A 24,056-nucleotide genomic window follows, 5' to 3' on the forward strand; every position below is an offset into this window, starting at 1 on the left:
ATCTAAACAAATAAAAACCCTGAAGAAGTTCTTCAGGGTTTATTTTTTTATTGTAATTCGATTGGATTGCTGTTTCTTTTAGCTTCCTCTTTTGCTCTCTCTTCCATTCTCTTTCTCATATCTGCCGGGTTTTGATTTCCGCCACCACCACCTGCTCTTGGAGGTGCTGGAAAACCGCCACCGCCACTTTGCATAAATGACATCGGATCTTTTTTAAATTTCTCCTGCTGTTTGAGGTAGTCAGCTCTTTTTACTTTTATGGTATTCCCAAACTGGTTTAAAGTAACGAGTTCTGCAATTTTGTAGTTCTTCATCAGGTCAAAAGAATATTCTCCCTTATCATCTTCTACTTTGACGATCAGTCCTGGAAGTCCGCCAAATTTATAAGGTCCATCCTGATAAGGAAGATCTGTTGTAAACCATGCGGTCCATTTTCTTCCTGCAAAATCCGTTGTCGCTTTTTGCACCTTGTACTCTCCTATTTTCGTAGTTTCAGAAGACATTTTCCAGTTCAGAGGACGGTCTTCCTCGTACACGTAAATATCTCTTCCAATCCTGTCTTTAAACGATATGGTCTGGCTGGATTTATCTTTTTCTACTGAATAATTGATATTGCTTCTCAATCCTTCCATCTGTTCTCTATTGATAGAAGCTCTTCCAACGCCGCCCTGAAAGGCTTTCTGTAAGATAGAATCTCTTTTGTATCTGTTTTCGGAATAAAAAAGAGACTTTTCACCGGAAATATCTAAATATGCATTTTCAGTTTTAATATCCGTTTTATTTTCCGCATCAGGTTTCATAGTTACCTGGTACACAAACCTGTTGTTTTGTGCGGAAATATGCTGCATCAACAGCGCTAAAGCAAGAATGCCTAATTTTTTCATTTTTAAATTTTATTTTAATTCAATTGGGTTTTGACTGACTTCATTTTTAAAAGAAGAATTGCTGCTCATTCCTGAACCTGGTCCGGACATATCCATCCCATCCATTCCTCCGGGTGACATACCGCTGCCCGAACGATTTCCACCTCTCATTCCGCCCATTCCACCGCCATGTTTTCCGCCGGCACCAAAATTCTGCATTCCATCACCTCCCATCCTCCTGTTTTTTGAAAACTCCAGCTCCACCGCCGCTTTATCTCCATTAAAATTAATTCTTGTGCTTTGCCTTGCATCGGAGGCTACCGATTCTTCAAAAGAATTTTTAATCATCATTTGTTTTACAAGATCAAATTTATAATCTCCTTTATCATCTTCCAGCTTTACAATCAACCCGGGTAATCCTGAGAATTTATACGGTCCATCTGAAACATTAATATCTCTTGTAAACCATGCGGTCCAAACTCTACCGCCAAAATTTGTGAGAGCCTTTTGAGCCTTATATCCATTTTGCAGCTCAGTAACATCTGTTATTTCCCACTTCACAGGCCTGTCTTCCTGATAGTAAATCTGTTTTCCAAGTACTCTGTCATAAAAATAAACTTTCTGCTCAGTAATATTTTTAGTGATGTAATAGTCAAAAAAAGTAGGTTCGGGATGTTTTCTTATGCCTGACTTTGAAATATCTTTTTTTTCTTTTTTTATTTCTTCTCCTTTATTCGCACTCCATAAAGAATCTTTAATTAATTTATTTTCACTGATGAATAAAGACTGATTTCCTCTGACATCCAAAAAAGTTTTTTCACTTTTCATGCTTACCAGATTAATAGAATCCGGATTTACTGAAGTCTGATAAATGTATCTTATCGTCTGCCCATGGTACATTGTTAATAAAAACAATCCACAAAAAATAAGAAATTTGTTTCTCATTATTATTTCTTTTATAGATATTAAAACCTGCTCAAAGTTAAACCAAAAACAGAATTTTAGAATTTACAGGGTCGAATTTATCTAAATTTAACATTCACAATCATATCGATAATGACGTTAATAACATCGGAATCATTAAAATAGATATCTTCAATTTGAGATTGCGGAAATTAGTTCGTATTTTTGCATCATTAAATCATTCTAAATAAATACAATGATAAAAGTATCGGACCAAGCAAAGGCAAAAGCCATCCAACTTATGTCGGAAGATGGCTTCAACCCTGCTGAAGATTATATAAGAGTAGGGGTAAAAAGTGGAGGATGTTCTGGTTTAGAGTATGTTTTGGGATTTGACAATCAAAAAACAGACACAGATCAAATTTTCGAAGACAATGATGTGAAAATTATTGTTGAGAAAAAGTCTATCCTTTATTTAGCAGGAACAATCCTTGAATATTCAGGAGGATTAAACGGAAAGGGGTTTGTTTTCAACAATCCTAATGCATCCAGAACGTGTGGTTGTGGAGAGAGTTTTTCTTTATAGAAAAGACATTAGATAAAGATGTCAGATCTGTTTCTGAGATCTGAAGTCTGATATCTGAAATCAAAAAAAACAATGAGTAAATATACTGAAGACGATTTAAGAGTCGATCTAGAAAATAAAAAATATGAATTCGGGTGGGAAACGAAACTGGATTATGAAGAGTTTCCAATCGGTTTAAATGAAGACATCGTTCGTGCGATCTCTGCTAAAAAAGAAGAGCCTGAATGGATGACAGAATGGCGTTTGGAATCTTTCAGGATCTGGCTGAAAATGACAGAACCTACATGGGCTAACATTAAATATGAAAAGCCTGATTTTCAAGCTATCCGTTACTATGCTGCGCCAAAATCGAAGCCGGAACTGGAAAGCCTTGATGAAGTAGACCCTGAATTATTGAAGACTTTCGCGAAACTGGGTATCAATATCGAAGAACAGAAAAGACTTTCAGGAGTTGCTGTAGACATCGTTATAGATTCTGTTTCTGTGAAAACAACTTTTCAGGATACCTTAATGGAAAAAGGAATTATTTTCTGTTCTATTTCAGAAGCGATTAAAAACCATCCTGATTTGGTAAGAAAATATCTTGGAAAAGTAGTTCCGAGAGGAGATAATTTTTATTCAGCATTGAATTCCGCAGTATTCTCTGACGGAAGTTTCTGCTATATTCCAAAAGGCGTAAGATGCCCGATGGAACTTTCCACTTATTTCCGTATCAACCAGGCAGGAACAGGACAGTTTGAAAGAACGCTTGTGATCGCAGATGAAGGAAGTTATGTGTCTTATCTTGAGGGATGTACAGCCCCTTCAAGAGATGAAAACCAGCTTCACGCTGCCGTTGTGGAACTGATTGCCATGGACAACGCTGAGATTAAATACTCAACTGTTCAAAACTGGTATCCGGGAAATGAAGAAGGAAAAGGAGGCGTTTTCAATTTCGTAACCAAAAGAGGATTATGTGAAAAGAAAGCAAAAATCTCATGGACACAGGTGGAAACAGGTTCTGCGGTAACCTGGAAATATCCTTCTTGTATCTTAAAAGGTGACGGATCTATCGGAGAGTTCTACTCTATCGCAGTGACCAACAATCACCAGTATGCTGATACAGGTACAAAAATGATCCACATCGGAAAGAATACAAGATCAACGATCATTTCAAAAGGTATTTCTGCAGGAAAATCTCAGAATTCATATAGAGGTCAGGTGAAAGTAATGCCTTCTGCAAAAGGAGCAAGAAACTTTTCACAGTGCGACTCTCTGCTGATGGGTAATGAATGTGGTGCACATACATTCCCATACATTGAAATCAAAGATCCTACTGCACAGCTGGAACATGAAGCAACGACTTCAAAAATCGGGGAAGATCAGATCTTCTACTGTAACCAGAGAGGAATCAATACAGAAAAAGCAATTGCTCTTATTGTGAATGGTTTCAGTAAAGAAGTATTGAATAAACTTCCGATGGAATTTGCCATTGAAGCTCAAAAATTATTGGAGATCTCTCTTGAGGGTTCTGTAGGATAATAATTTAAACATTAAGAAGTTAAGTATTTTGCTTTCTTAAAATCTTAATGTTAAAGAATTAAGGAATTGATAAATCAATTTTTTGAAGAAAATTAAGATGACCAAAGCAGAAGTAACACAGCTTTCTTATGACATCATAGGATGTGCAATCAAAGTCCACAAAGAATTGGGACCAGGTCTGCTCGAAAGTGTTTATGAACTGTGTTTGGCATATGAATTAAAAGAAAGGGGATTCTTTGTTGATCAGCAAATTAGTACCAAAATCAATTATGGAAAATTTGAGATTGAAACTCCATTGAAAGTTGATCTACTTGTGAATAACACAATTATTATAGAAATCAAAACGGTTGAAAGTTTATTACCGGTTCATCAGGCTCAATTGATGACTTATATGAAAATTTTGAAAAAGCCTCAAGGTCTTCTAATTAATTTTTATACGGATAATATTACCAAATCTATGATTCCTTTAATAAATGAATATTTTACAAAACTTGCAGAATAAGAATAAAGCATTGTGGAATTAAGTAGATTTGCAAACCTTAAATTCCTTCATTCAAATCAATTGTATTGGTTTGCTTAAAAAAATAATACATTAAGAAAAACTTAACTTCTTAATGTTTAAAATAAATTAAAAATAGTATTTCATTCGCGGGCCCCGGAACATTTGTGATTAGTGGTTTAGGATTACAAAAGACAAAATGTCAGTCTGATCTTGCGATAAACTAAAATATATGTTAGAGATAAAAAACTTGCACGCCAAAATTGAAGACGGCGCAGAAATTTTAAAAGGTATTAATCTTGAAATAAAGCCGGGCGAAGTTCATGCTATCATGGGACCGAACGGAGCTGGAAAATCTACTCTTTCTTCTGTTATTGCAGGAAAAGAAGATTATGAAGTAACGGACGGAGAAATTCTTTTCCAGGGAGAAAACATCAGTGAAGATGCTCCTGAAGAAAGAGCACACAAAGGAATTTTCCTTTCTTTCCAGTATCCGATAGAAATTCCGGGAGTTTCTGTAACCAACTTTATTAAAGCTGCTTTAAACGAAACGAGAAAAGCAAACGGACTTGAGGAAATGCCGGCAAAAGAAATGCTTGCCCTTATCCGTGAAAAGTCTGAGCAATTAGGTATAAAAAAAGACTTCCTTTCAAGATCACTGAACGAAGGATTCTCCGGAGGTGAAAAGAAAAGAAACGAGATCTTCCAGATGATGATGCTTAATCCGAAACTGGCTATTCTTGATGAAACAGATTCAGGTCTTGATATCGATGCTTTAAGAATTGTTGCAGACGGTGTGAATCACTTTAAAAACGAAGGGAATGCAGTACTTCTGATTACTCACTATCAGAGATTGCTTAACTATATCCAGCCTGACTTTGTTCACGTTCTTGCTAACGGAAAAATCATCAAAACCGGTGATAAATCTCTTGCCTTAGAACTGGAAGAAAAAGGGTACGACTGGCTTCTTAACTAAGAAGAAACTATTTCAGACGGGATGTTATCAATCCTTTCTGAAGATGCGGAAAACCCGCAGTAAATATTATTATTTTTAAATATATAAAATAAGGTGTGATGGCCGAAATATCAGTAATGGCTTTATACGATCAGATTATTGACAATCACGGTGAATTTTTGGAGAGTCTTCGTCACAGATTTCTGGATGAAGAAAGAAGAACTGCTCTTCAAAATTTCGAAAACTTAGGTTTTCCGACAAAAAAAGACGAAGAATATAAATATACCAGCATCAAAGAAATCACGGAAAAAAACTATAATTTTTTCCCGAAAGAAAGTCATAATATCACCAAAGAACAGCTGGATCAGTTGCACTTAGGGGAAGAAAATTTTGACTGGATCGTTTTTGTGAATGGTAAGCTTCATAAAGAGCTTTCAAAAGTTTCTATTGAAAATGTAGAATTTCTTTCATTCAACTATGCATTGAATGATGAGAAACACAAAGAAGTATTTGATAAGTATTTTAATACCATTGCTTCTAAAGATACGGCTTTCACGAACTTAAACCTTGCTTACTGCAAATACGGTTTCTTTCTGAAAGTTCCTAAAAATGTAGTAATCGAAAAACCGATTCACGTTTTTTATATCTCTCAGAATCAGGAAGAAAACACATTCTACAATACAAGAAATTTACTGATTGTAGAAGAAGGAGCAAAAGTAGAGGTTATAGAAAGTCACCACAATTTCGACAGTACGTATGTGCTGACGAATTCTGTAACGGAGATCTTTACGTATCCGAATGCAAAAGCAGACTGGCATAAACTTCAGAACGACAACAATACTTCGTATCTTATCGACAGTACATTCGCAAGACAGGAAAAAGACAGCTTAACGACTGTAAACACCTTCTCTTTCGGAGGAAAACTGGTAAGAAACAACCTGGACTTCATTCATAACGGAAGCAATATCAATTCGTTTATGAACGGGATCACAATTATTGGAAAAGATCAGCTGGTAGACCACCACACGGCTGTTCACCACAATTTCCCGCATTGTGAAAGCTACCAGAACTATAAAGGTATTTTCGATGGAAATGCCCACGGTGTTTTCAACGGGAAGGTTTTCGTGGATAAAATTGCTCAGAAAACCAATGCTTACCAGCAGAACAACAACGTATTACTAAGTGAGGGTGCCAGCATTGACACTAAACCTCAGTTGGAGATCTTCGCTGATGACGTAAAATGTTCTCACGGCTGTACCGTAGGTCAGCTGAATGAAGATGCGCTGTTTTATTTAAGAGCAAGAGGTATTTCTAAGAAAAAAGCTCAGGCTTTGCTTTTATATGCTTTTGCTAATGATGCGATGCAGAACATCGATATTGAACCGCTTAAAGAAAAAATTTCGAAACTTTTAGCTGAAAAGCTACAGGTGGATTTAGAATTTTAAGACTAATATAAATTGATACCAAAAAAAGCACTTCTTCCTGAAGTGCTTTTTTATTTTAAGTAAGATGGAAATTATTAGTCGAATCTGAGCTTTTTATTCTTTTAAAGATGTAATTCCTTTATTAAAGCCTAATAGTAACTTCAAGCCTCCCTCTTCCAGCTTCCTGCCTTATAACTATTTCAACCAGGACTGATTCTCTTTCTTATCTGAACGCTTCTTACCGTTATCGATATTATAAGCGAAGCCTACTCCAAGAGTCTGTTTAAGCTGTGTTTTCTGAATCTGGTTGTGATCATACATCAGATCCAGTGTAATATTTGTTGAGATAAACTTATTGATCTTCATATTAAGAATTCCGCTGTATCCAAGCACCAGGTGGTCCGGTTTATCAAGATAGTTTGAAAATACGGAAGCCGTATTCGTCAGGTTGATGTTATCCATGATCTTGACTTTGTATATAGCCGTTCCCAGGAAACCGAACTGGAACAGAGAGGAATCACCATTATTTTTCAGGCCATAAGTTCCTGCCGTCTGAAGAGCTTCATCCAGAACAAAAGTTACTCTGGCATTGGCCGGACGGAGTGTCGCTGTAAAATTGTCATTAGGACGATACGTAACCCCCACCCCTACATTAAGATATCCCGGAGCCATAAAATTGGAAATCTTCTTGGCATCAGGATTATTGCCATCCTCATAACCTCCTGCAAACTGGCTTATAAGACCTATACCTCCTGATAGATACCAGTTCTTGGCAAATTCACGCCCGTAGTTGGTAGAAATGTTGATCACATCCTGAGTTTTTCTGGTTCCGATGCCTTTGGTATTATTCTGTCCGTAACCTAAAATAATAATGTTTTCCCAAAGGTCCTTCCCTTTTTCATAGGTAAGATTGTAATTCACTCCGGCAAGCCACCCCACATTGTTAGCTCCACCACCAACCCAGTTCGAGAACGCAGCCTGATTGAGCATTAATGTATTCTGTCCCTGAATAGACCAGGCTTTTACAGTATCAGTTGTGGCAGCATCGGATTTGGCCTCCTGAGCCATTGTGCTTACTCCCATAGAGATGGAAAGGGCAAATAAAAGTTTTTTCATAAGTAAGGATTTTTCGTTACAAAAATATACATATATTTTTTGGTAAAAAACTAATCACTCATTTATGATATATATTAATTATTATTTAATGTATTAAACAGTAGCTTAATTCACTAAAATCATAGAATAAAAATCGTTAAATAAAACAATTCTGCTTAAAATATTTATTTGAATTAGGTCTAATAAAAAAATCACTCCAGACTGAAGTGATTGTATATTGTTATTAAAATTGAATCTTTATTTTTTAATCCACCACTGGCTGTCTTTACGGTCAGAGCGCTTCACCCCATTATTCAGTGTATAGGCAAATCCGATCCCAAGCGTCTGTTTTAGCTGGGTCTTCTGGATCTGATTATGATCATACAGAAGATCTACCGTAATATTGGATGAAATGAATTTATTTACTTTAAAGTTGATCAATGCTCCATAAGCCAGCACCAGTCTTTCCGGGTGATCCAGATAATTGGAAAATACAGAAGCGGTATTGGTGATGTGAACATTATCCATCAATTTTACTTTGTATTGGGCCGTCCCAAGGAAACCGAACTGTAACAGCGAAGTGTCACCATCATTTTTCAGACCGTAACTTCCTGCAAACTGAAGTTCTTTATCCAAGACAAAAGTCCATCTGCCGTTGGTAGGACGCAGTGTTACTGTCAGATTATCATTCGGCCTGTACGTGATACCCATACCGAGGTTGAGGTAACCAGGAGCCATGAAATTAGAGATCTTTTTGGCTGCAGGATTATTTCCGTCCTCATATCCGGGTGCAAACTGCGACTGCAAACCTGCTCCCAGTGAGAAATACCAGCTTTTGGAAAATTTACGCCCGTAATTGGTGGAAACATTGATAACATCCTGTGTTTTCCTTATACCAAGACCTTTGGTGTCATTCTGCCCGTAATCCAGGACAATAATGTTCTCCCAGAGGTCATTGTCTTTTTCATAGGTAAGGTTGTAATTCACCCCGGCAAGCCACCCTACATTGTTGGCTCCCCCACCGACCCAGTTTGAAAAGGCCGCCTGATTGATCATTAAAGTGTGTTTTCCCAATACCGACCAGTATTTTACCGTATCTACGACTACTGAATCTTTTTTCAATTCTTCTTGTGCACTTGCATAAATCCCTATAGAAAAGGAAAGAATCAATAAAAACTTCTTCATTATTTTACATGATTTTCATTACAAAAATATTAATATAATTTTTTTTAAAGCAAATCTTAGGTCATAAAATGCCTTAAACACGCTAAATTCTCTTCATGCAACCAAAAACAGGCCAGTTTAATACGTTCAATGTCAAAATATTAAACATCGCATGTTAAAATTGAAACCTTTTGTCTGAAAATAACAGATCTCCACACCATACATCGCCAAATTTTCCGAAATTTATCATTGGCTTTTGATTTGACGTACCCTCCACATGTTTAAAAATATAATTTCCAAAAGGGCTGTTATCACCCCACTGCTGATGCTTTCTGCTATGTGGTTCGGCTACTTTCTGCAGATGCAGGGCTTTTTCCAAAGCTGTTTTGGGGCCATTATACCTCTATTGCCGGAAGGCTTGCTGGGAATCATCACAGCTCCTCTTCTGCATGGAAATATTGATCATATTATGGGGAACTCTATTCCGGTAGCGATCCTTCTCTTTCTTTTGTATCAATTCTATCCTTTGGTTGCCAATAAAGTGTTTATCATCGGCTGGCTTGCAACAGGTCTTTTGGTCTGGATGCTGCCTCCTATAGATATTCTCACCGGAGATTATATGTACACCTGTACCATTGGGGCCAGTGGCGTGGTGTATGTTCTTGCCTTCTTCCTCTTCTTCAGTGGTGTTTTCAAATGGAACATGAAATTGCTCACCATTTCACTCCTTGTTGTTCTGTATTATGGCAGTTTGATTTGGGGAATGTTTCCGGAAGAACTGTTCTACAATCTTCAGGAACCGAGTAAAATCTCATGGCAGGCTCACCTTTCCGGAGCTGTCGTGGGAAGTATTATTGCTTTTGCATTTAAAAATGTAGGCGAAAGAAAGAAAAAGTATATCTGGGAATTTCCAAATTATTACAGCGAAAAAGACGATAAACTGTGGCAGGAATACAAAGAAAACCATCCTGATGACTTCCTGGAACTCCCTTATAAAAAGAGAGATGATATCTGGGACCATTTGGAGGAGTTGAGAAGGAAGTAAAGTTCCGGGATGAGGTTTCATGAAAAGAACCGGCAACCAAACACTCAAACACTCAAACACTCAAACACTCAAACTCATACCACGCAACTCCAACTCGGGTTATTTTATTACATTTGGAGAAAACACACACAATGATCTCTGAAGAATACCTCTATGCCATCGCTCTGCGCGAATGCAGCCTGATTGGCGACATTAATTTTCACAAACTTGTAAGAACCTTCGGAAGTGCAGAAGAAGCCTGGAAAAAAGCAAGAAAAGACTACAGCAAAGCCGATGGCATAGGACGGAAAACAGTCGCGGATATCGGAAACGAAGAGTATCTGAAATTTGCGGAAAAGGAAATAAAATTCTGTGAAAAGAACAGGATTACCATCAGGCTGAGACACCTTAATGAACTTCCCTATTTGCTCAACGAATGTGATGATGCACCCGCTATTCTTTATCAGAAAGGAAATTTTGAGGAGTCTTTACCAAAAATAAGTCTTGTCGGAACGCGGAATATGACTTCTTATGGTAAGCAATTCATTAACGATTTCTTTGAAGCAACGAAACCTTACAAATACATATCGGTCAGCGGATTAGCGCTTGGAGTGGATAAAGAAGTTCACGAACAGTCCATTCAACATCAAATTCCTACCATAGCTGTTCTGGCTCATGGATTTCACACGCTTTATCCTTCCAAAAATAAGAAACTGTCTGAAAAAATTTTAGAAGAAAACGGAGCATTGATCACAGAATTCAATTCCTCCAGAAAACCTGACCGTGAAAATTTCATCCAGCGAAACAGAATTATTGCCGGACTTTCTCCTTCAACCATTGTCGTGGAAACCGGATTTGGAGGCGGATCTGTAAGCACCGCTTCATTTGCCAACGACTACAACCGGGAAGTTTTTGCCCTGCCGGGAAAAATCACAGATCCACATAGTCAGGGATGCAATCAGCTGATTTTCCAGAATAAAGCATCCGCCATTTCTACGATAAAAGATCTTATGAATTCGCTTGGGTTTAACCCTACCAAAGAGAAAACAGCAGAACTGTTCCCGTATAGTGAATTAAACCTACAACTTACTGAAAGTCAGGAAACCGTTTATCAGTCGATCAAAGCCCATCCGCAGGTATCTCTGGACGATCTCGCGCAGATGATTTCTATGGCTTCTTACAAAATTCTTCCTATAATTTTAGAATTGGAGCTTTTGGGGAAAGTAAAATCATTTTCCGGGAGGCAATTTACCGCAATTTGAGAATTAACGATTTCTTAATATTGCATTATTTGAGACGTAACTTTTAATTTTCAACAAAATTTGCTCATTAATTATCAATTTAATAATATTTCGGGACATTATTATTTAATTTTTAACAATGTTGAAATAGAGTATTGTGAATCTTGAAAAAAAAATTAAATTTGTTGACAATAATATTCAACCCTAATATATGGAACAATATAATATTGACCAGAAAATCCAGGAGTTTATTGCCAAGATTGAAGCAAAAAATCCTAATGAACCAGAATTTTTACAAGCCGTAAAAGAAGTAGCTGTGACTGTAATTCCGTTTATTATGACCAAGAAGGAATATACGGGAATGAAGCTTCTAGAGAGAATGGCTGAACCTGAAAGAGTTATCATTTTCAGAGTTCCATGGGTTGATGATAAAGGAGAGATCCAGGTAAACAGAGGATTCAGAATCCAGATGAACTCTGCGATCGGACCATACAAAGGAGGAATTCGTTTCCACCCTACTGTAAACCTTTCAGTTCTTAAATTCTTAGCTTTCGAGCAGGTTTTTAAAAACTCATTGACTACTCTTCCGATGGGCGGAGGTAAAGGAGGTTCAGATTTTGATCCGCAAGGAAAATCTGATATGGAAGTAATGCGTTTCTGCCAGGCATTCATGACTGAATTATGCAAGCATATCGGTCCTGAAACAGACGTACCTGCAGGAGACATCGGTGTAGGAGCAAGAGAGATCGGATATCTTTTCGGACAATACAAAAAAGTAAGAAACGAATTTACAGGAGTACTTACCGGAAAAGGTCTTGCTTATGGTGGTTCACTTATCCGTCCTGAAGCTACAGGATACGGTGTGGTATACTTCGCAGAGCAAATGCTTAAGACGATCAACGAAACATTCAAGGATAAAATCGTAAGTGTATCAGGTTTCGGAAACGTAGCCTGGGGAGTAATCAAAAAGGCGACAGAGCTTGGTGCTAAAGTAGTGACCATCTCAGGACCGGATGGTTATATCTACGATAAAGACGGTATCAGCGGAGACAAAATTGATTATTTATTAGAATTGAGATCTTCAGGAAACAACAGAGCTGAAGACTATGCTAAAAAATATCCTTCTGCTGAATTCCACGCTGGAAAACGTCCTTGGGAAGTGAAATGTGACGTAGCATTCCCATCTGCAACTCAAAACGAACTGGATCTTGAAGATGCTAAAGTTTTGGTAGGAAACGGATGTCTTTGCGTTACTGAGGCGGCTAACATGCCTTCTACTTTAGATGCAATTAACTATTTCTTAGACAATAAAATCTTATTCTCGCCTGGTAAAGCTTCCAATGCTGGAGGTGTTGCTACTTCAGGTCTTGAGATGACGCAGAACTCTATCCGTCTTAACTGGACTTCTGAGGAAGTTGACGCAAGACTGAAAGAAATCATGATCGGAATCCACAAGGCTTGTAGAGACTACGGAAAAGATGAAGATGGCTACGTAAACTACGTGAAAGGGGCAAACATTGCCGGCTTCGTGAAAGTTGCGGAAGCAATGCTGGCTCAGGGAGTGGTATAAAATAAATAAAGGTTGGGTAAATTCCCAGCCTTTTTTGATACAGCCTGTTCCCGGGATAATGGGAAAAAAGTAAAAAGTGAAAGAAGAAAGCGCTGTACATGTTACAGCGCTTTTTTTATTGTATCAACTGAAAAAAATTAACCGGTATCTTCAACTTAATCTCAAAACTTGGGAAGCAAGCTTTTTTTAAACATTAAGACATTAAGATCTTAAAAGATGGAATACTTAAAGAACTTAAAAAATCAATTTATTGATTCTTCATTCATAACAATAAGCATACAGCTTAAATCCTTAATGTTTAAATTAAGAAATAAACTAAAGTTTATTGAGGTTAAGAAAATTAAGATCAATTTTAAACAGATCATTATAAGTTTGAGTGTATTTATTGTACGCCCCAATTTTTGAGACTGATCCGTATTTTCACTTCAGGTATTCACCAATTTCTATATTCCTGTTTTCATTATTGGCATTCTCAATGCTTTTCAAGAGCATTTTAATTTGAGTTTTGCTTATGATATGACTGTTAAAAAAAACATACTCAATAGTCTTTGTATTCCTGATATCTTCCAATGGATTTTTAGCAAGCAGCACCATATCTGAATGATATCCAGTTTTGATCTTCCCTGTCTTGCTTTTCATCCATAGACCCGGCTCCACTGTGGCAGAATAAATAGCCTGTGAATTGGTCATTCCGGATTGAGATAAAGATTCCAATTCATCGTGAAGAGCAAACCCAGGAACAACCGCAGCAACATTAGCATCTGTTCCAGCCATAACAGGGACATGATGATCTACCAATGCTTTGGTCATGATATGAATCGCTTCCGCGTAGGTCTTCCAAAATGTCAGCGATAATTTTTTGGCTTCAGGTGTATCTTTTCCATCATATTCATAGCCATTTTTACCGGGTAACCAGCCCATTTTGTACAACGGTGTGCCTTCAATAATTTTGGGATTAGCATATTTTAATTCTATTGCTTTAAGCTTAGATTTTAAGTCAAACCGCTGGGCTAAAAAGCTTTCGCATAACCATACGGTTGAAGTAACACTTACTTTATTTTCTTTTAGTTTTTTCGCGATCTGATCTGACCGTATTTTCAGGAAACGGAGATATTCCTCGGGATTTTTAGAAATTGATTTTCCGAATTCATCAATAGTTTTAACGGTTATTTCCTCAATATGAGCAATTTCCTTCTGTCCTGAGGGATAAAAGGTTTCTAAATTCACCAACGGGATGTGCCCAATAACCGGTATTTTATTTTCTTTAGCAATCTGTAGTGTTGTTTTAAACATTTCCGGATTGACAAAACCGTACATTTTGATAGCATCGTAGCCCTGCTCTTTTATTTTCTTTATGGCTTTGTCCGCATCCTTTTTATTGGAATAATTGACGGACTGTCTTGTCCATCCATAATAATAACCCGCCAGACCAGCCTCACTATATACAGGTGGCGAAGCAACAAACATCCTCGGTCCCAAACCGCTTTTCCGTATTGATTTCCTCCATTCTAAAATATCCGACCGCCCACCCATTTCCCTGATGTAGGTAACCCCATTTGCCAGATATAAAAACAAATCATTCTTACTTTCTTTCACATGAACATGGCTGTCTGTAAGACCCGGAATAAGATACTTTCCTGTACCGTCAATGATAGTAGCGTCTTTATTTACCTGCTGATTGGTGTCAATCTGAAGAATGAGTCCGTCTTTCACAAGGACGTTTTGATTTGCAATAAAATGAGTGCAATCTTCTGAAAGGACATTAACATTTCTTATCTGAACTAATGGTGCTGATTTAGTAAATGAAGAAAAATCAACAACCCGGGTAGATTTCCCCAGTACTTTATTGAGTTCATGATCTGCCCATAAAAAAACACAGCCCATCATACACAATCCTATTGCAGATGACCATAAAACTCTCCTAATCCAAAGCTTTTTCATATAATATCTATTCTTATTCTGAAGGCAAAATAAAAACAAAAACACTCTTCAACAAGGTGATATGAGGGATTAGGGATGAAATACGCGGTTTTAGGTACGGAAATTATAAGGACAACAACTGTTCTCTGTAATTTTTAGAAACGGGAAGTTCAATTTGGGTAAGCGAAATGGTATCCGAATTTTTCCAGGCTTTAAAATGAGAAGGATTAATGAGATGTGAACGATGAATCTGAATCAAAAAATCAAAATCATTCTGAATCTTTTTAAGCGTACTGCGAATGAGTTTTACCTTTAATTCATTTCCCTCTACAAAGAAAATCTCAACATAATTTTGAGCATTGGAAACACAAATCAGCTCATCTTTTTTAATTTTTAAAATATCCAGCTTATTGTCTCCCCTGATAATGATGATGTCATCCGGTGCAGGTATTAATGAAACAACATAGATCCTTGCCAAAACGATGATGGGTGTTGAAATCAAGGCTGATTTAAGAATGATGGTCTCTAAAAACTTAAAAAAACCATATCCTCCATTCAAAACAGGGCTCTTATAAAAACAATAGGTGCCTATCCAAAAAAGAAACTGAAAAAAAATGATGCTTAGTAATTCAAACCCGATGTTCCATCTTGCCAGTTTCCTGTACACCCATTTCTGCAGGAAAGCAATAACTCCATAACACAGAAATGCAATGAAGCTAAATCCAATACTGATAATGATCCATACTTTAAAACTAATGGTTCCGTCGTCAAACGGTCTTATAAAAAAAGCAAAAATGAAAAGCCATATACTAAGGAGAACTCCTATCAGTACATGATGCTTAACGGAAGGGTTTAATCTTTTCATTGAATAAATCAGCTTGGCCCGGGTGATCCGGATCTATATTTACGCCCGAAATATACGTAAATAATGAACGGGTTGATTATTCAAAGAATGGGTAACAAAAAAAATCCTGAAACATGATGTCTCAGGATTACCTTTCTACTTTGCTCAGTATTTACTTAGATGACTTTGCTTTTTTCTTAGCTTTTTTCTCTGCTTTTGTTACCTCTGATGGTTTCGTAGCATCTGTAGCTGCCTCCGCATTTACGGTCGCCGCAGCATCAACTGTTGTAGCCGGAGTGGCTGCTGCATCTACTGTAGCAGTTGAGGTGGTCGTCGTTGCCGGAGTATTTTGTTTTTGGGTAGAAGTTGCCGGTGTAGTCTGTTGTTTAGTTTGAGTGGTCTGATTATTAGGCGTCTCGGCTGGCTTCTGCTGTTGTGTCTGGGTCTGAGCCGATACTGCGATTACGCCGACTAAAGTAAACGCTGCTGTTAAAACTAACTTTTTCATAATACAATATTTTAAATGGTTGTTTAAATTAAACGACTCATATGATATTAAATTATGCGTAATAGTCTTATTTAACGTACTTTATCATTATTTAAGAGATTTTACAAACTCTGATTTATTTCGAAATATTCTTCATCATCTTTTCCACGAATTCAAATGCAGCTGGGCAGATAACGGTGTTTTTAAGCATCAGATCATTGATCTGGTAGATCTTTTTACGGTCCGTATGCGGATATTCGCGGCAGGCTTTCGGTCTTACTTCATAAATAGAACAGGTATTGTCATTATTCAGGAAATAACATGGAAGATTCTGAAGGACCTTGTCATTATCTTCATCTACCCTTAAAAATTTAGCTTCAAAATCGGCCTGCTTCATCCGCAGATGTTTTGAAATACGCTCGATGTCTTTTTCGGTATATAAAGGTCCGGTGGTTTTGCAGCAGTTGGCGCACTGAAGGCAGTCTACTTCATCAAAAACTTCATCATGGGTTTCCTGAACGATATAATCGAGGTTTTTGGGCGGCTTCTTTTTCAATCCGTCCAGAAACTTTTTGTGTTCCTTCTGCTTCTGTAAAGCCTGCTTTTTATAGAGGTCTAAATTCATTTATTCGTTATTTCCAGCCGTAGCCGGAAGATCTGTTTTTTGATAGTCGTTAATTTTATCCAGATCCAGTATTGTGGTCAGGTCATGCTGGTCGGGATAATACATCGGAGTAAATTTAGCTCCGTACACAATTTCTGCCGAGACATAGGAAGACCTCTGAACCACCGTATTGGAAAAGACTTCGTCAAATGCACGCACCTGAACAATAATCTCAATATCCGTATTCTTAAAATCATCCTCAGAAAAGCCATAGAAAGGCGAATCTTCCTTGATTTCGTGAACAACCGTCCAGTTCAGTGCCAATGTATTAATCTTGCTTAAATGGGTCTTTAAAGAGTAAAAATTACTTTTCGGAACTCCATTCTCAATCACTTCAATCGCTGTAGAAACAATCACATCCGCATCCGTTAAAGCATTATTTTTAAAAGGTGCCAGTCTGAACATCAAAGCCCGTGAATGTTTAAACGGAGCAATCACAGCGATATCCGAAAATCTCAGATAAGCTCTCGGTCTTGAAAATCTTCCGTAAAAAAGTCCGGTTGCGATGGCAAAGGTAAGCAATCCCAGAAAAGCCTCAAAAGTAGCTACAAGACTTGCCATAAATCCTACAGGCGCAATTCTCCCGTAACCCACAGTAGTAAAGGTCTGCGAACTGAAGAAAAACACATCGATGAACTCGTTCAGCGGATCGCTTTTATCAATCCCGGTAAGGTGCTCTACGCCTATCAGATAATAAATCATTGCGAATACGAGGTTGATCAGAATATAGGCAACCACCAGATACGAAAGGAACCGGAAAGTCGAAAGGTTCAGCATGGTGTGGTACCAGCTTAGCCTGTTGAATACATTCACGCCTCTCCGCTTTACATTCGGAAGTCCGTCTTTGTTGATGAACCTTCCGGATGCATTGCTTCCAAAACCACTGTTTTCGGTGTTTTTCTGACGGATCTTCTGTCCGAAGCCTCTTGCCATTTTTATACTGTTTATCTTTTAAAAGTAAGCGAATAAAATGATTTTCCAATCTCTTATTTCATCATTCCCAATGCAAAGATAAAATATTGTTTTCATGAAATTTATCAAGCAGCCAATTCAGTTTCTCATTTGATTTTGCAGTACATTTGAAGTATGAAAAAATTGGAATCCAGAGAGGATATTGAACATCTTGTGAATTCATTTTACGCAAAAGTAGTTAAAGATGAGACCATTGGGTTTTTCTTTAATGATGTAGCGAAAGTAGACTGGGACAAACACCTTCCTAAAATGTATTCATTCTGGGAATCGATTCTGTTTGGGCAGATGAGCTATAAGGGAAATCCTATGGGCGTTCATTTTCCGATCAATGAAATTCAGGCGATGGAGCAGCAACACTTTGACCGCTGGCTAAAGCTCTGGAGCACCACCATTGAAGAAAATTTCGTCGGAGAAAATGCCGACATGGCTATTTATAAGTCTGAAAATATTGCTAAGCTCATGGCTTTTAAAATGGAACTGGCGAGGAGGCTCTAATAAGTTTGAGAGTCGGAGCGTTTTGGGTTTGAGAGTTTCGGGATGCGAGATTTTTGGATTTAAAAAGCGGAAACTCCAGGAAACCTGCCTTTTCTAACTTCTAATCTCTAATTTCTAACCTCTAATTACGGAACGATGACCGTAAAGATGTAAGCGGCAAGATTCACTAATAAAACTGTACCATACAGGATATTCGTTTTTCCGCGACTTAAAGAAAGCATCACAATAAATACGGACAGAGAAAGCAGGATAATATCTTTTTTATCAAGCCCCAATACCAAAGGAATATCATACATGATACAAACGGTAGATACCGCCGGAATCGTCAGTCCGATACTCGCCAATGCAGATCCTAAGGCCAGATTTAAACTGGATTGTATCTGATTGCTTCTCGCCGCACGGATAGCCGCCACTCCTTCAGGAAGAAGTACCACTCCCGCAATAATCACCCCAACCAACGATTTCGGAGCCCCTATGCTCTGTACCATCCCTTCAATCGTTCCGGAAAGTCCTTTCGCCATCAGTACAACAATCACAAGACACACCACCAGAAAACCGAAGCTGATCAGCGTTTTGTTCAGGGAAGGAATATAATGCTCTTCCGGATGTTCATCAGGAACGATAAAGTAGCTTCTGTGACGCACCGTCTGTACCATCAGGAAGACTCCGTAGATCACAAGACAGGCAATAGAAATAAATATTAATTGGGCTTCGTTATAGAAAGGTCCGTTGACACTTGAAGTAAAATTAGGAAGGACAAGGGTAAGCACCAGAATGGAAACAATACTTACCAGATAAGTGGTTGCAGAAGTTCTTGCAAAGAACTGTTCGTGGTATTTCACACCACCTACGAGGATACAGATCCCCAGAATTCCGTTAAGAATAATCATGACGGCAGCAAAAACGGTATCTCTGGCCAGCGTGATCGCCTGATCTCCGCCGGCCACCATGAGCGAGATGATAAGCGCGACTTCAATAATGGTGATACAAAGGGCTAGGATAATGGTTCCGAACGGCTCTCCTACTTTATGAGCCACCACTTCTGCGTGATGCACTGCAGATAAAACACTTCCGGTGAGCAGAAGTCCTGCAATAATGTCATTGACAACTCCACCGCCCATCAGGCCGGAAAAATAATACCCCACCGCCAGAACAGGGAAAATATACGTATAATGTAAAAGTTCTTTTAATCTCATAAAGTGTCTACAAAATACAAAAAATCTATCAAATTTGAAATACTAAAAGAAAATATTAATGATATTTTAATGTGGTAAGGATGGAAGTCAGAAGCTCGAAGAGGGAAGTTATCGAAGTCATAAACGACGAAGACTACCATTCTTTTCTCTTTTAAATCCTACTTTACTAATCTATTATCACCGTAATTGATCCTGAAAACCGACTATTAACTTCCAGCTTCCCTCTCCCATCTCCCTTTCTCCTAATGCATCCACAGGTTAAAATCCAGAAAATCCGTCAGCATATGAAACAGAAGACCAATGGCAATAATTCTGATATTTCCTTTGAAAAACAGCAGCAAAAAATACACCGCAATGGCATAATAGGAATGTAAAATATGAAAACCTATGCTATTTCTTGACGGGTCAAAAACAGGATTGGCAAAAAGATGGTCCAGATCCACCAGCATCGTCGCCAGCATAATGCAGTACGCCTTTTTCCAGTTTTTACGAAAAAAGACCAGCGCAATGAAAACCGGAAAGACCAGATGTAAAAAATAATGGGTACAAGTTTTCAGCAGTGCAATGTCAGATGGATTCATGAATACTTTTTATGTTTAAAACTGAAGATTTTCTACCATCTTAAAATTAATGGCAGTTTTCCTTTCTTCGCTTTGATCTTCACCCAATAATTCTGTGCTTTATTCCCGTAGAATATATACTCCAGGTCAGAAAGCACTTCCTTTTCCTTAGGCGTTAAAGTCCTTAGTGAAGAGAGCAGCAATGGACTGTTTCTGATGAAGATATAGTTTTGTTTAAGCTTTGGAGATAATGGTATTGGTTTCCTGGTAGACTTTATGATCAATCCGCCATCATTTCTTCCGATATGATTGGGCTGAAATGGAATGGCCGTGAACTGATCCTGAGCATTGATCCATTTTTTATGCTGAAAATAGTTCCAGGTCTTTTCAGGAGCCGGACTTTGAAGATCTATCACATAATTAGGCTGAATAATTTTCTGAAAGGTCTTTTTCTCCACTTCATTAAAATTATCGTCATACTCATAGCTGATGATGGTATCATTCACCTGTTCAAGATCGGCGGTTGCTTTAAAATAACTGATCTGGGCGGAATCTGCGAGGTTTTTATCGAAAAACCGGGCGTAATGCTTTACATTTTGAGCATCCAGTTCAATATCTACAAAGTGATTATTCTTCTGAATTCCAGCTATAATAGAAGCCAGAGTTCCTGTATCTGATGTATTTTTGATCTCAATTTCATCTGCATGTAATTCAATAGAAAAGTTTTGAATTTTCTGTCCTGAAATGAATGAGATACTTCCTACCCCATGATCAATCAACTGATCTGCTGTCAGCATATTTTTTTCGGGAGACTGAAAAAGAAGTTTATCAATAGGGTCAAAAGCCTGATCAGAAGTTCCTATCAATGCGTTGTCACCTTTTATTTTAATGAAAATCTGATCTTTACGAAAGAGATCTTTTCCTTTGCTGATAAACTGACGGCTCTTTAAAAAAGCTGAGAATTGTTGCGGGTCTTTGAGTTCAACCACGCTGTACCATTCTGAAAATTTAGTGTCTTTGAGGTGGAAAATCTGTAAAAAATCCGGAATTCTGATCCCTGAATCTTTTAATGAAATCTCCTTTTTATCTTTTGTTTTGCTTCCTGACCATTTTGAAGGATGGACGATAAAGCTTGAAATATACTGTCCCGTTAATTTTTTCAGATCGATTAAAACGACTGCATCTGCATTCTTAGGGACAAATTTTAATGTTTTGTCTTTATAAAAAAACACAAAATAGAGCGCAACTGCGAGTACAAGAATTAACGGGACAATAAGTTTCTTTTTATTCATCTATAATATTTGAGGCTTTTTGTCTGCTTCTTTAATTTTATAAATCTCATCAAACAGATCAAAGAAATACATCAGGCTGTTTTCTGAAGAATTTTTAATCTTATAATCCATTTCCGTTTCTATGCTTTCTCCTTTTACTTCAGTTTTAAAGTACATTTCACCTACATTTTTTCTGAACAGATCCAATGTTTTTCTTTCGGAAGGGGTTTTAAATTCTTTCTCCAAACCGGTTACCAGTCTCTGGATATCCAGTCTTCCTGATAATGGATATTTTGAAGAATCTTTGGCCCACTGCTTAGAAATATCAGACTGACTTTGAGGATTGACATTCTCTGTAGCACTCGTCAGATAAACGATACCGTCTTTTACGGTCATAAACAGCTGATCCATATATCCGTCTCCTTTTTCATCCTTGAAAGCATAAAAGTTTCCGATTTTTGAGAATTTCTTAGACAGATGTTTATTGGTAGCCATTACATTGAAAACACGGTTCCAGTAGCCTTCATTCTCTGTGGCAAAAGCAAATGTGAAATTAGGAACAGCTACATCTTTGGTTTTCTTCACTTCCTTTTCATTGTAATCTTCATCATATTCGTAGTCTGTGTAGTCTACTTTTTTGGATTTCAATTCATTCAAAACAAAGATTCCGTTTCCTGGAGCTATTTTGGTGATGGCTTCTTCATCCAGAATAATTTTCATGGTTTCCATCATCAGCTCCATTTCCTTTTTATATTCACCATCTCCGGTGTCCTGAAGCAGGTCGTACATCATATCAAAAGATTTCGCACCATTCACATTCATCACGTAATACCCGATGCTTTTGTCATTGATAAGTTCTGCCAGCTTTTTATTTTTCTTCCCTTTATAAACGGATGAAATGGTTTTCTGGATCCCCGGATTTTTATGCTGATAGTTGTTCACCAGCTTTACTTTGTCTTTATCAAAATATAAGTTGTAGTACGAATTGGAATCGTATGCATTTCTGAAAAACTGCCCGAATTCAAATCTTTTCATCATTTTCCCATAAATTCCGTCATTCACCATTCTTCCGTAGTCTGTGTAGACGTACGCATCCGAATTGGGGTCTCTGAAGCTTAGCATCGCTTTCGGTACTTCAAGCTCTAAATTGGAACTGAAATACAGATCGAAACGGTCTTCGGCAATTTTCTTGACTATTTTGAAATTTTCAATATTCATGGAATCCAGCTCTTTCTGATATGCAGAATCTACTGCAGGCGCCTCATACTCCTCTTCTTTCGGATAAACATCCGGTTCCACTTCAGAATGCTGGGTATCTACGTTTTCCTTCGGATACTTATGATTCTTTTCCAGGTACTTGATGTCTTTCTGAATTCTGGTGATCTCCTTATTATTTTCTTTGATGTTATCTTTTAAATACTTGATCTCATCTTTCAGATTGATGATTTCTTCCTTATAATCGAAAGGTTTTTCCGGCTCTCCTACATACACACTGTCTACAGCGACAGCAGCATCTGCAGCAGCAGTTGCAGCACTGTCTACCACAGCATCTGACCAGATATCTTTATAAGGTTTGGTATAGTTCACCATACTTAAAACAGCACGGTCATTGCTCCAGGCTACAAAAATATTGTCATCTATGTCTACGTAGGAATAATTCTTTTTCTTAGAAATCTCCAATCCTTTTTTCTTGGTTGAATTGATGAATTCCTGAAACTTCTCTTTGTTGTCTACAATAAAATGAGTCGTGTAGGTTTGTATAGAGTCATTAAAACTGGCGTAATGATATTGCGTAGCATCATATTTAATTCCTGTTTTGGAATAGTCATTCCACGAGGTTTTTTCTTTGTCCTTATCCTTATCTTTCTTGCTCAGTTCATGTAACAGAGGATTAAGTTTCTGCCAATTGATTTTCTGATTAAGCTGCTTGCCGTTGATTTCCATATAAAATACGGCATCAATAGGAAGTTTCATGCTTTTCTGTGCGAAAACAAGCATAAAACCAAAAAGAGCGAAAGTAATTATCTGTGTTTTTAATACTATAGATTTCATGGTCGAGTGTTAGAATTTATTGAAATAATATGGTGTTTTGTAGTTGTTTCTTTTGAAAAATAAGGTCCAGAATATCCGCTTCCAGCTTCACCGCTTTTTTGTTCGGAGCCAGTACGTAAGAAGAATTGGTTTGAGATTTCACTGTGTTTTCAAACTGCATGATGGAAGTATATCTGGCATCATTAAAGACTTCTCTGTCTGCCTTTCCCATCTTATCGTAATCTGCTTTGAAGGTGTTTACTTTGTTTCTGGTTAGTGATTTTTTCTCAAGGCTCTGGCTGTAAATTTGGGTAGGAATCATTTTACCGAGGATCTTTTTAGCTTTCAGCTGCTCCAGTCCGGCATTGATATTTTCAATTTTTTTGAAATTACAGCTTAATTTGATCACGTAATTATCGAAATCCATGGAAGTTTTTACATTGCTGATTCCCGGTGTTCCTTTAAAAATTTTAGCCGCTTCATTGATTTTATTCTCAATTTCAGACTTTTTCGGAACTTTTTTCCCGTTAATCGTTTCCATTTTAGAGATGGAAGCCAACCTTGTTTTGCTTTTACTGGCATTCAGAATGATGGTGTATTCTCCGGTTCCATCGGCTTTGACATTCACTTTATCTAAAATATCAAAACAGCTGCTCAGCAATAATAAAGGCAGAAACAGCACCAACAGCTTCAGAAAATTTTTCATAATTGAGTTTTAAAACACAAAACTACTTAATTCCGTTTGAAAATGCTTTATAGACTCTGGTATTT

General features: G+C 37.5%; 23 protein-coding genes. 9 read left to right on the top strand and 14 right to left on the bottom strand.

Annotation, left to right across the window (positions count from 1 at the left end; translation table 11 throughout):
- Positions 1 to 47 precede the first annotated feature (47 nt).
- Together IW22_RS03615 and IW22_RS23500 are read right to left on the bottom strand one after the other, a co-directional pair.
- Positions 48 to 884, bottom strand: a complete 837-nt coding sequence (locus tag IW22_RS03615; RefSeq protein ID WP_034724202.1) for a GLPGLI family protein — start codon at positions 882 to 884, stop codon at positions 48 to 50.
- Positions 885 to 893: 9 nt separating this feature from the next.
- Positions 894 to 1,808: a GLPGLI family protein gene (locus tag IW22_RS23500; RefSeq protein ID WP_081873883.1), complete on the bottom strand. Its 915-nt coding sequence runs from the start codon at positions 1,806 to 1,808 to the stop codon at positions 894 to 896.
- A 214-nt stretch (positions 1,809 to 2,022) separates the two neighbouring features.
- Here IW22_RS23500 and IW22_RS03625 point away from each other — a divergent pair, with 214 nt between their 5' ends.
- From IW22_RS03625 to sufD, 5 genes are all read left to right on the top strand, one after another.
- Positions 2,023 to 2,352 (top strand): HesB/IscA family protein, encoded by a 330-nt coding sequence (locus tag IW22_RS03625; RefSeq protein ID WP_034724203.1) that lies wholly within the window; start codon positions 2,023 to 2,025, stop codon positions 2,350 to 2,352.
- Between the two features lie 72 nt (positions 2,353 to 2,424).
- On the top strand, positions 2,425 to 3,873 hold the full coding sequence (sufB, locus tag IW22_RS03630) for a Fe-S cluster assembly protein SufB (RefSeq protein WP_034724205.1): 1,449 nt from the start codon (positions 2,425 to 2,427) through the stop codon (positions 3,871 to 3,873).
- Positions 3,874 to 3,970: 97 nt separating this feature from the next.
- Positions 3,971 to 4,375 (top strand): GxxExxY protein, encoded by a 405-nt coding sequence (locus IW22_RS03635; RefSeq protein WP_034724207.1) that lies wholly within the window; start codon positions 3,971 to 3,973, stop codon positions 4,373 to 4,375.
- A gap of 229 nt (positions 4,376 to 4,604) precedes the next feature.
- Positions 4,605 to 5,348, top strand: a complete 744-nt coding sequence (gene sufC, locus IW22_RS03640) for a Fe-S cluster assembly ATPase SufC (RefSeq protein ID WP_034724209.1) — start codon at positions 4,605 to 4,607, stop codon at positions 5,346 to 5,348.
- A gap of 116 nt (positions 5,349 to 5,464) precedes the next feature.
- Positions 5,465 to 6,772: a Fe-S cluster assembly protein SufD gene (gene sufD, locus IW22_RS03645; protein WP_185113573.1), complete on the top strand. Its 1,308-nt coding sequence runs from the start codon at positions 5,465 to 5,467 to the stop codon at positions 6,770 to 6,772.
- Positions 6,773 to 6,946: 174 nt separating this feature from the next.
- On the opposite strand, the gene IW22_RS03650 is transcribed toward sufD, so the two are convergent.
- The gene (locus IW22_RS03650) at positions 6,947 to 7,867 is read right to left on the bottom strand and encodes a DUF3078 domain-containing protein (RefSeq protein WP_034724210.1); all 921 of its coding nucleotides are present in this window, start codon (positions 7,865 to 7,867) and stop codon (positions 6,947 to 6,949) included.
- 237 nt (positions 7,868 to 8,104) lie between these two features.
- Complete coding sequence (locus IW22_RS03655; RefSeq protein WP_034724211.1) at positions 8,105 to 9,031, bottom strand: DUF3078 domain-containing protein; 927 nt, start codon at positions 9,029 to 9,031, stop codon at positions 8,105 to 8,107.
- A gap of 256 nt (positions 9,032 to 9,287) precedes the next feature.
- Here IW22_RS03655 and IW22_RS03660 point away from each other — a divergent pair, with 256 nt between their 5' ends.
- The 3 genes from IW22_RS03660 (at position 9,288) to gdhA (ending at position 12,845) form a co-directional block, all read left to right on the top strand.
- On the top strand, positions 9,288 to 10,055 hold the full coding sequence (locus IW22_RS03660) for a rhomboid family intramembrane serine protease (RefSeq protein ID WP_034724213.1): 768 nt from the start codon (positions 9,288 to 9,290) through the stop codon (positions 10,053 to 10,055).
- Between the two features lie 131 nt (positions 10,056 to 10,186).
- Positions 10,187 to 11,296 carry a DNA-processing protein DprA gene (gene dprA, locus IW22_RS03665; RefSeq protein WP_034724215.1) on the top strand — a complete coding sequence of 370 codons (1,110 nt, stop codon included), beginning with the start codon at positions 10,187 to 10,189 and terminating at the stop codon, positions 11,294 to 11,296.
- A gap of 190 nt (positions 11,297 to 11,486) precedes the next feature.
- The gene (gene gdhA / locus IW22_RS03670; protein WP_034724216.1) at positions 11,487 to 12,845 is read left to right on the top strand and encodes an NADP-specific glutamate dehydrogenase; all 1,359 of its coding nucleotides are present in this window, start codon (positions 11,487 to 11,489) and stop codon (positions 12,843 to 12,845) included.
- Positions 12,846 to 13,265: 420 nt separating this feature from the next.
- On the opposite strand, the gene IW22_RS03680 is transcribed toward gdhA, so the two are convergent.
- The 5 genes from IW22_RS03680 to IW22_RS03700 form a co-directional block, all read right to left on the bottom strand.
- A complete protein-coding gene (locus tag IW22_RS03680; RefSeq protein ID WP_131401682.1) occupies positions 13,266 to 14,786 on the bottom strand; it encodes an amidohydrolase family protein in 1,521 nt (506 codons plus the stop codon).
- A gap of 103 nt (positions 14,787 to 14,889) precedes the next feature.
- Positions 14,890 to 15,630 (bottom strand): LytTR family DNA-binding domain-containing protein, encoded by a 741-nt coding sequence (locus tag IW22_RS03685; RefSeq protein ID WP_034724220.1) that lies wholly within the window; start codon positions 15,628 to 15,630, stop codon positions 14,890 to 14,892.
- 151 nt (positions 15,631 to 15,781) lie between these two features.
- Complete coding sequence (locus IW22_RS03690) at positions 15,782 to 16,117, bottom strand: hypothetical protein (RefSeq protein ID WP_034724221.1); 336 nt, start codon at positions 16,115 to 16,117, stop codon at positions 15,782 to 15,784.
- Positions 16,118 to 16,232: 115 nt separating this feature from the next.
- Positions 16,233 to 16,721, bottom strand: coding sequence for a YkgJ family cysteine cluster protein (locus IW22_RS03695; RefSeq protein WP_034724223.1), 489 nt, complete (start codon positions 16,719 to 16,721; stop codon positions 16,233 to 16,235).
- The gene (locus IW22_RS03700) at positions 16,722 to 17,693 is read right to left on the bottom strand and encodes an ion channel (protein WP_034724225.1); all 972 of its coding nucleotides are present in this window, start codon (positions 17,691 to 17,693) and stop codon (positions 16,722 to 16,724) included.
- Between the two features lie 153 nt (positions 17,694 to 17,846).
- On the opposite strand from IW22_RS03700, the gene IW22_RS03705 reads away from it, so the two are divergent.
- Positions 17,847 to 18,227, top strand: coding sequence for a group III truncated hemoglobin (locus IW22_RS03705; RefSeq protein ID WP_034724227.1), 381 nt, complete (start codon positions 17,847 to 17,849; stop codon positions 18,225 to 18,227).
- A gap of 125 nt (positions 18,228 to 18,352) precedes the next feature.
- Here the strand turns inward: IW22_RS03705 and IW22_RS03710 are convergent, their stop codons facing one another.
- The 5 genes from IW22_RS03710 to IW22_RS03730 all read right to left on the bottom strand — a co-directional run bounded on the left by IW22_RS03710 (position 18,353) and on the right by IW22_RS03730 (position 23,991).
- Positions 18,353 to 19,423 (bottom strand): calcium:proton antiporter, encoded by a 1,071-nt coding sequence (locus IW22_RS03710; RefSeq protein WP_034724228.1) that lies wholly within the window; start codon positions 19,421 to 19,423, stop codon positions 18,353 to 18,355.
- Between the two features lie 242 nt (positions 19,424 to 19,665).
- Positions 19,666 to 20,004, bottom strand: coding sequence for a DUF6122 family protein (locus tag IW22_RS03715; protein ID WP_034724230.1), 339 nt, complete (start codon positions 20,002 to 20,004; stop codon positions 19,666 to 19,668).
- Positions 20,005 to 20,036: 32 nt separating this feature from the next.
- Positions 20,037 to 21,275 (bottom strand): hypothetical protein, encoded by a 1,239-nt coding sequence (locus IW22_RS03720; RefSeq protein ID WP_034724231.1) that lies wholly within the window; start codon positions 21,273 to 21,275, stop codon positions 20,037 to 20,039.
- Entirely contained in the window at positions 21,276 to 23,306 is a 2,031-nt protein-coding gene (locus IW22_RS03725; protein WP_034724233.1) for a hypothetical protein, read from the bottom strand.
- A 16-nt stretch (positions 23,307 to 23,322) separates the two neighbouring features.
- Positions 23,323 to 23,991 carry a hypothetical protein gene (locus IW22_RS03730; protein WP_034724234.1) on the bottom strand — a complete coding sequence of 223 codons (669 nt, stop codon included), beginning with the start codon at positions 23,989 to 23,991 and terminating at the stop codon, positions 23,323 to 23,325.
- Positions 23,992 to 24,056 lie beyond the last annotated feature (65 nt).

The sequence above is a fragment of the Chryseobacterium sp. JM1 genome (assembly GCF_000737715.1).
In the GTDB taxonomy this organism is placed as follows: Bacteria; Bacteroidota; Bacteroidia; order Flavobacteriales; family Weeksellaceae; genus Chryseobacterium.

What these genes read in the sequence shown, in the direction of transcription:
- IW22_RS03615 (WP_034724202.1), bottom strand. Translation starts at nt 884, where the DNA reads ATGAAAAAATTAGGCATTCTTGCTTTAGCGCTGTTGATGCAGCATATT.
- IW22_RS23500 (WP_081873883.1), bottom strand. Translation starts at nt 1,808, where the DNA reads ATGAGAAACAAATTTCTTATTTTTTGTGGATTGTTTTTATTAACAATG.
- IW22_RS03625 (WP_034724203.1), top strand. Translation starts at nt 2,023, where the DNA reads ATGATAAAAGTATCGGACCAAGCAAAGGCAAAAGCCATCCAACTTATG.
- sufB (WP_034724205.1), top strand. Translation starts at nt 2,425, where the DNA reads ATGAGTAAATATACTGAAGACGATTTAAGAGTCGATCTAGAAAATAAA.
- IW22_RS03635 (WP_034724207.1), top strand. Translation starts at nt 3,971, where the DNA reads ATGACCAAAGCAGAAGTAACACAGCTTTCTTATGACATCATAGGATGT.
- sufC (WP_034724209.1), top strand. Translation starts at nt 4,605, where the DNA reads ATGTTAGAGATAAAAAACTTGCACGCCAAAATTGAAGACGGCGCAGAA.
- sufD (WP_185113573.1), top strand. Translation starts at nt 5,465, where the DNA reads ATGGCTTTATACGATCAGATTATTGACAATCACGGTGAATTTTTGGAG.
- IW22_RS03650 (WP_034724210.1), bottom strand. Translation starts at nt 7,867, where the DNA reads ATGAAAAAACTTTTATTTGCCCTTTCCATCTCTATGGGAGTAAGCACA.
- IW22_RS03655 (WP_034724211.1), bottom strand. Translation starts at nt 9,031, where the DNA reads ATGAAGAAGTTTTTATTGATTCTTTCCTTTTCTATAGGGATTTATGCA.
- IW22_RS03660 (WP_034724213.1), top strand. Translation starts at nt 9,288, where the DNA reads ATGTTTAAAAATATAATTTCCAAAAGGGCTGTTATCACCCCACTGCTG.
- dprA (WP_034724215.1), top strand. Translation starts at nt 10,187, where the DNA reads ATGATCTCTGAAGAATACCTCTATGCCATCGCTCTGCGCGAATGCAGC.
- gdhA (WP_034724216.1), top strand. Translation starts at nt 11,487, where the DNA reads ATGGAACAATATAATATTGACCAGAAAATCCAGGAGTTTATTGCCAAG.
- IW22_RS03680 (WP_131401682.1), bottom strand. Translation starts at nt 14,786, where the DNA reads ATGAAAAAGCTTTGGATTAGGAGAGTTTTATGGTCATCTGCAATAGGA.
- IW22_RS03685 (WP_034724220.1), bottom strand. Translation starts at nt 15,630, where the DNA reads ATGAAAAGATTAAACCCTTCCGTTAAGCATCATGTACTGATAGGAGTT.
- IW22_RS03690 (WP_034724221.1), bottom strand. Translation starts at nt 16,117, where the DNA reads ATGAAAAAGTTAGTTTTAACAGCAGCGTTTACTTTAGTCGGCGTAATC.
- IW22_RS03695 (WP_034724223.1), bottom strand. Translation starts at nt 16,721, where the DNA reads ATGAATTTAGACCTCTATAAAAAGCAGGCTTTACAGAAGCAGAAGGAA.
- IW22_RS03700 (WP_034724225.1), bottom strand. Translation starts at nt 17,693, where the DNA reads ATGGCAAGAGGCTTCGGACAGAAGATCCGTCAGAAAAACACCGAAAAC.
- IW22_RS03705 (WP_034724227.1), top strand. Translation starts at nt 17,847, where the DNA reads ATGAAAAAATTGGAATCCAGAGAGGATATTGAACATCTTGTGAATTCA.
- IW22_RS03710 (WP_034724228.1), bottom strand. Translation starts at nt 19,423, where the DNA reads ATGAGATTAAAAGAACTTTTACATTATACGTATATTTTCCCTGTTCTG.
- IW22_RS03715 (WP_034724230.1), bottom strand. Translation starts at nt 20,004, where the DNA reads ATGAATCCATCTGACATTGCACTGCTGAAAACTTGTACCCATTATTTT.
- IW22_RS03720 (WP_034724231.1), bottom strand. Translation starts at nt 21,275, where the DNA reads ATGAATAAAAAGAAACTTATTGTCCCGTTAATTCTTGTACTCGCAGTT.
- IW22_RS03725 (WP_034724233.1), bottom strand. Translation starts at nt 23,306, where the DNA reads ATGAAATCTATAGTATTAAAAACACAGATAATTACTTTCGCTCTTTTT.
- IW22_RS03730 (WP_034724234.1), bottom strand. Translation starts at nt 23,991, where the DNA reads ATGAAAAATTTTCTGAAGCTGTTGGTGCTGTTTCTGCCTTTATTATTG.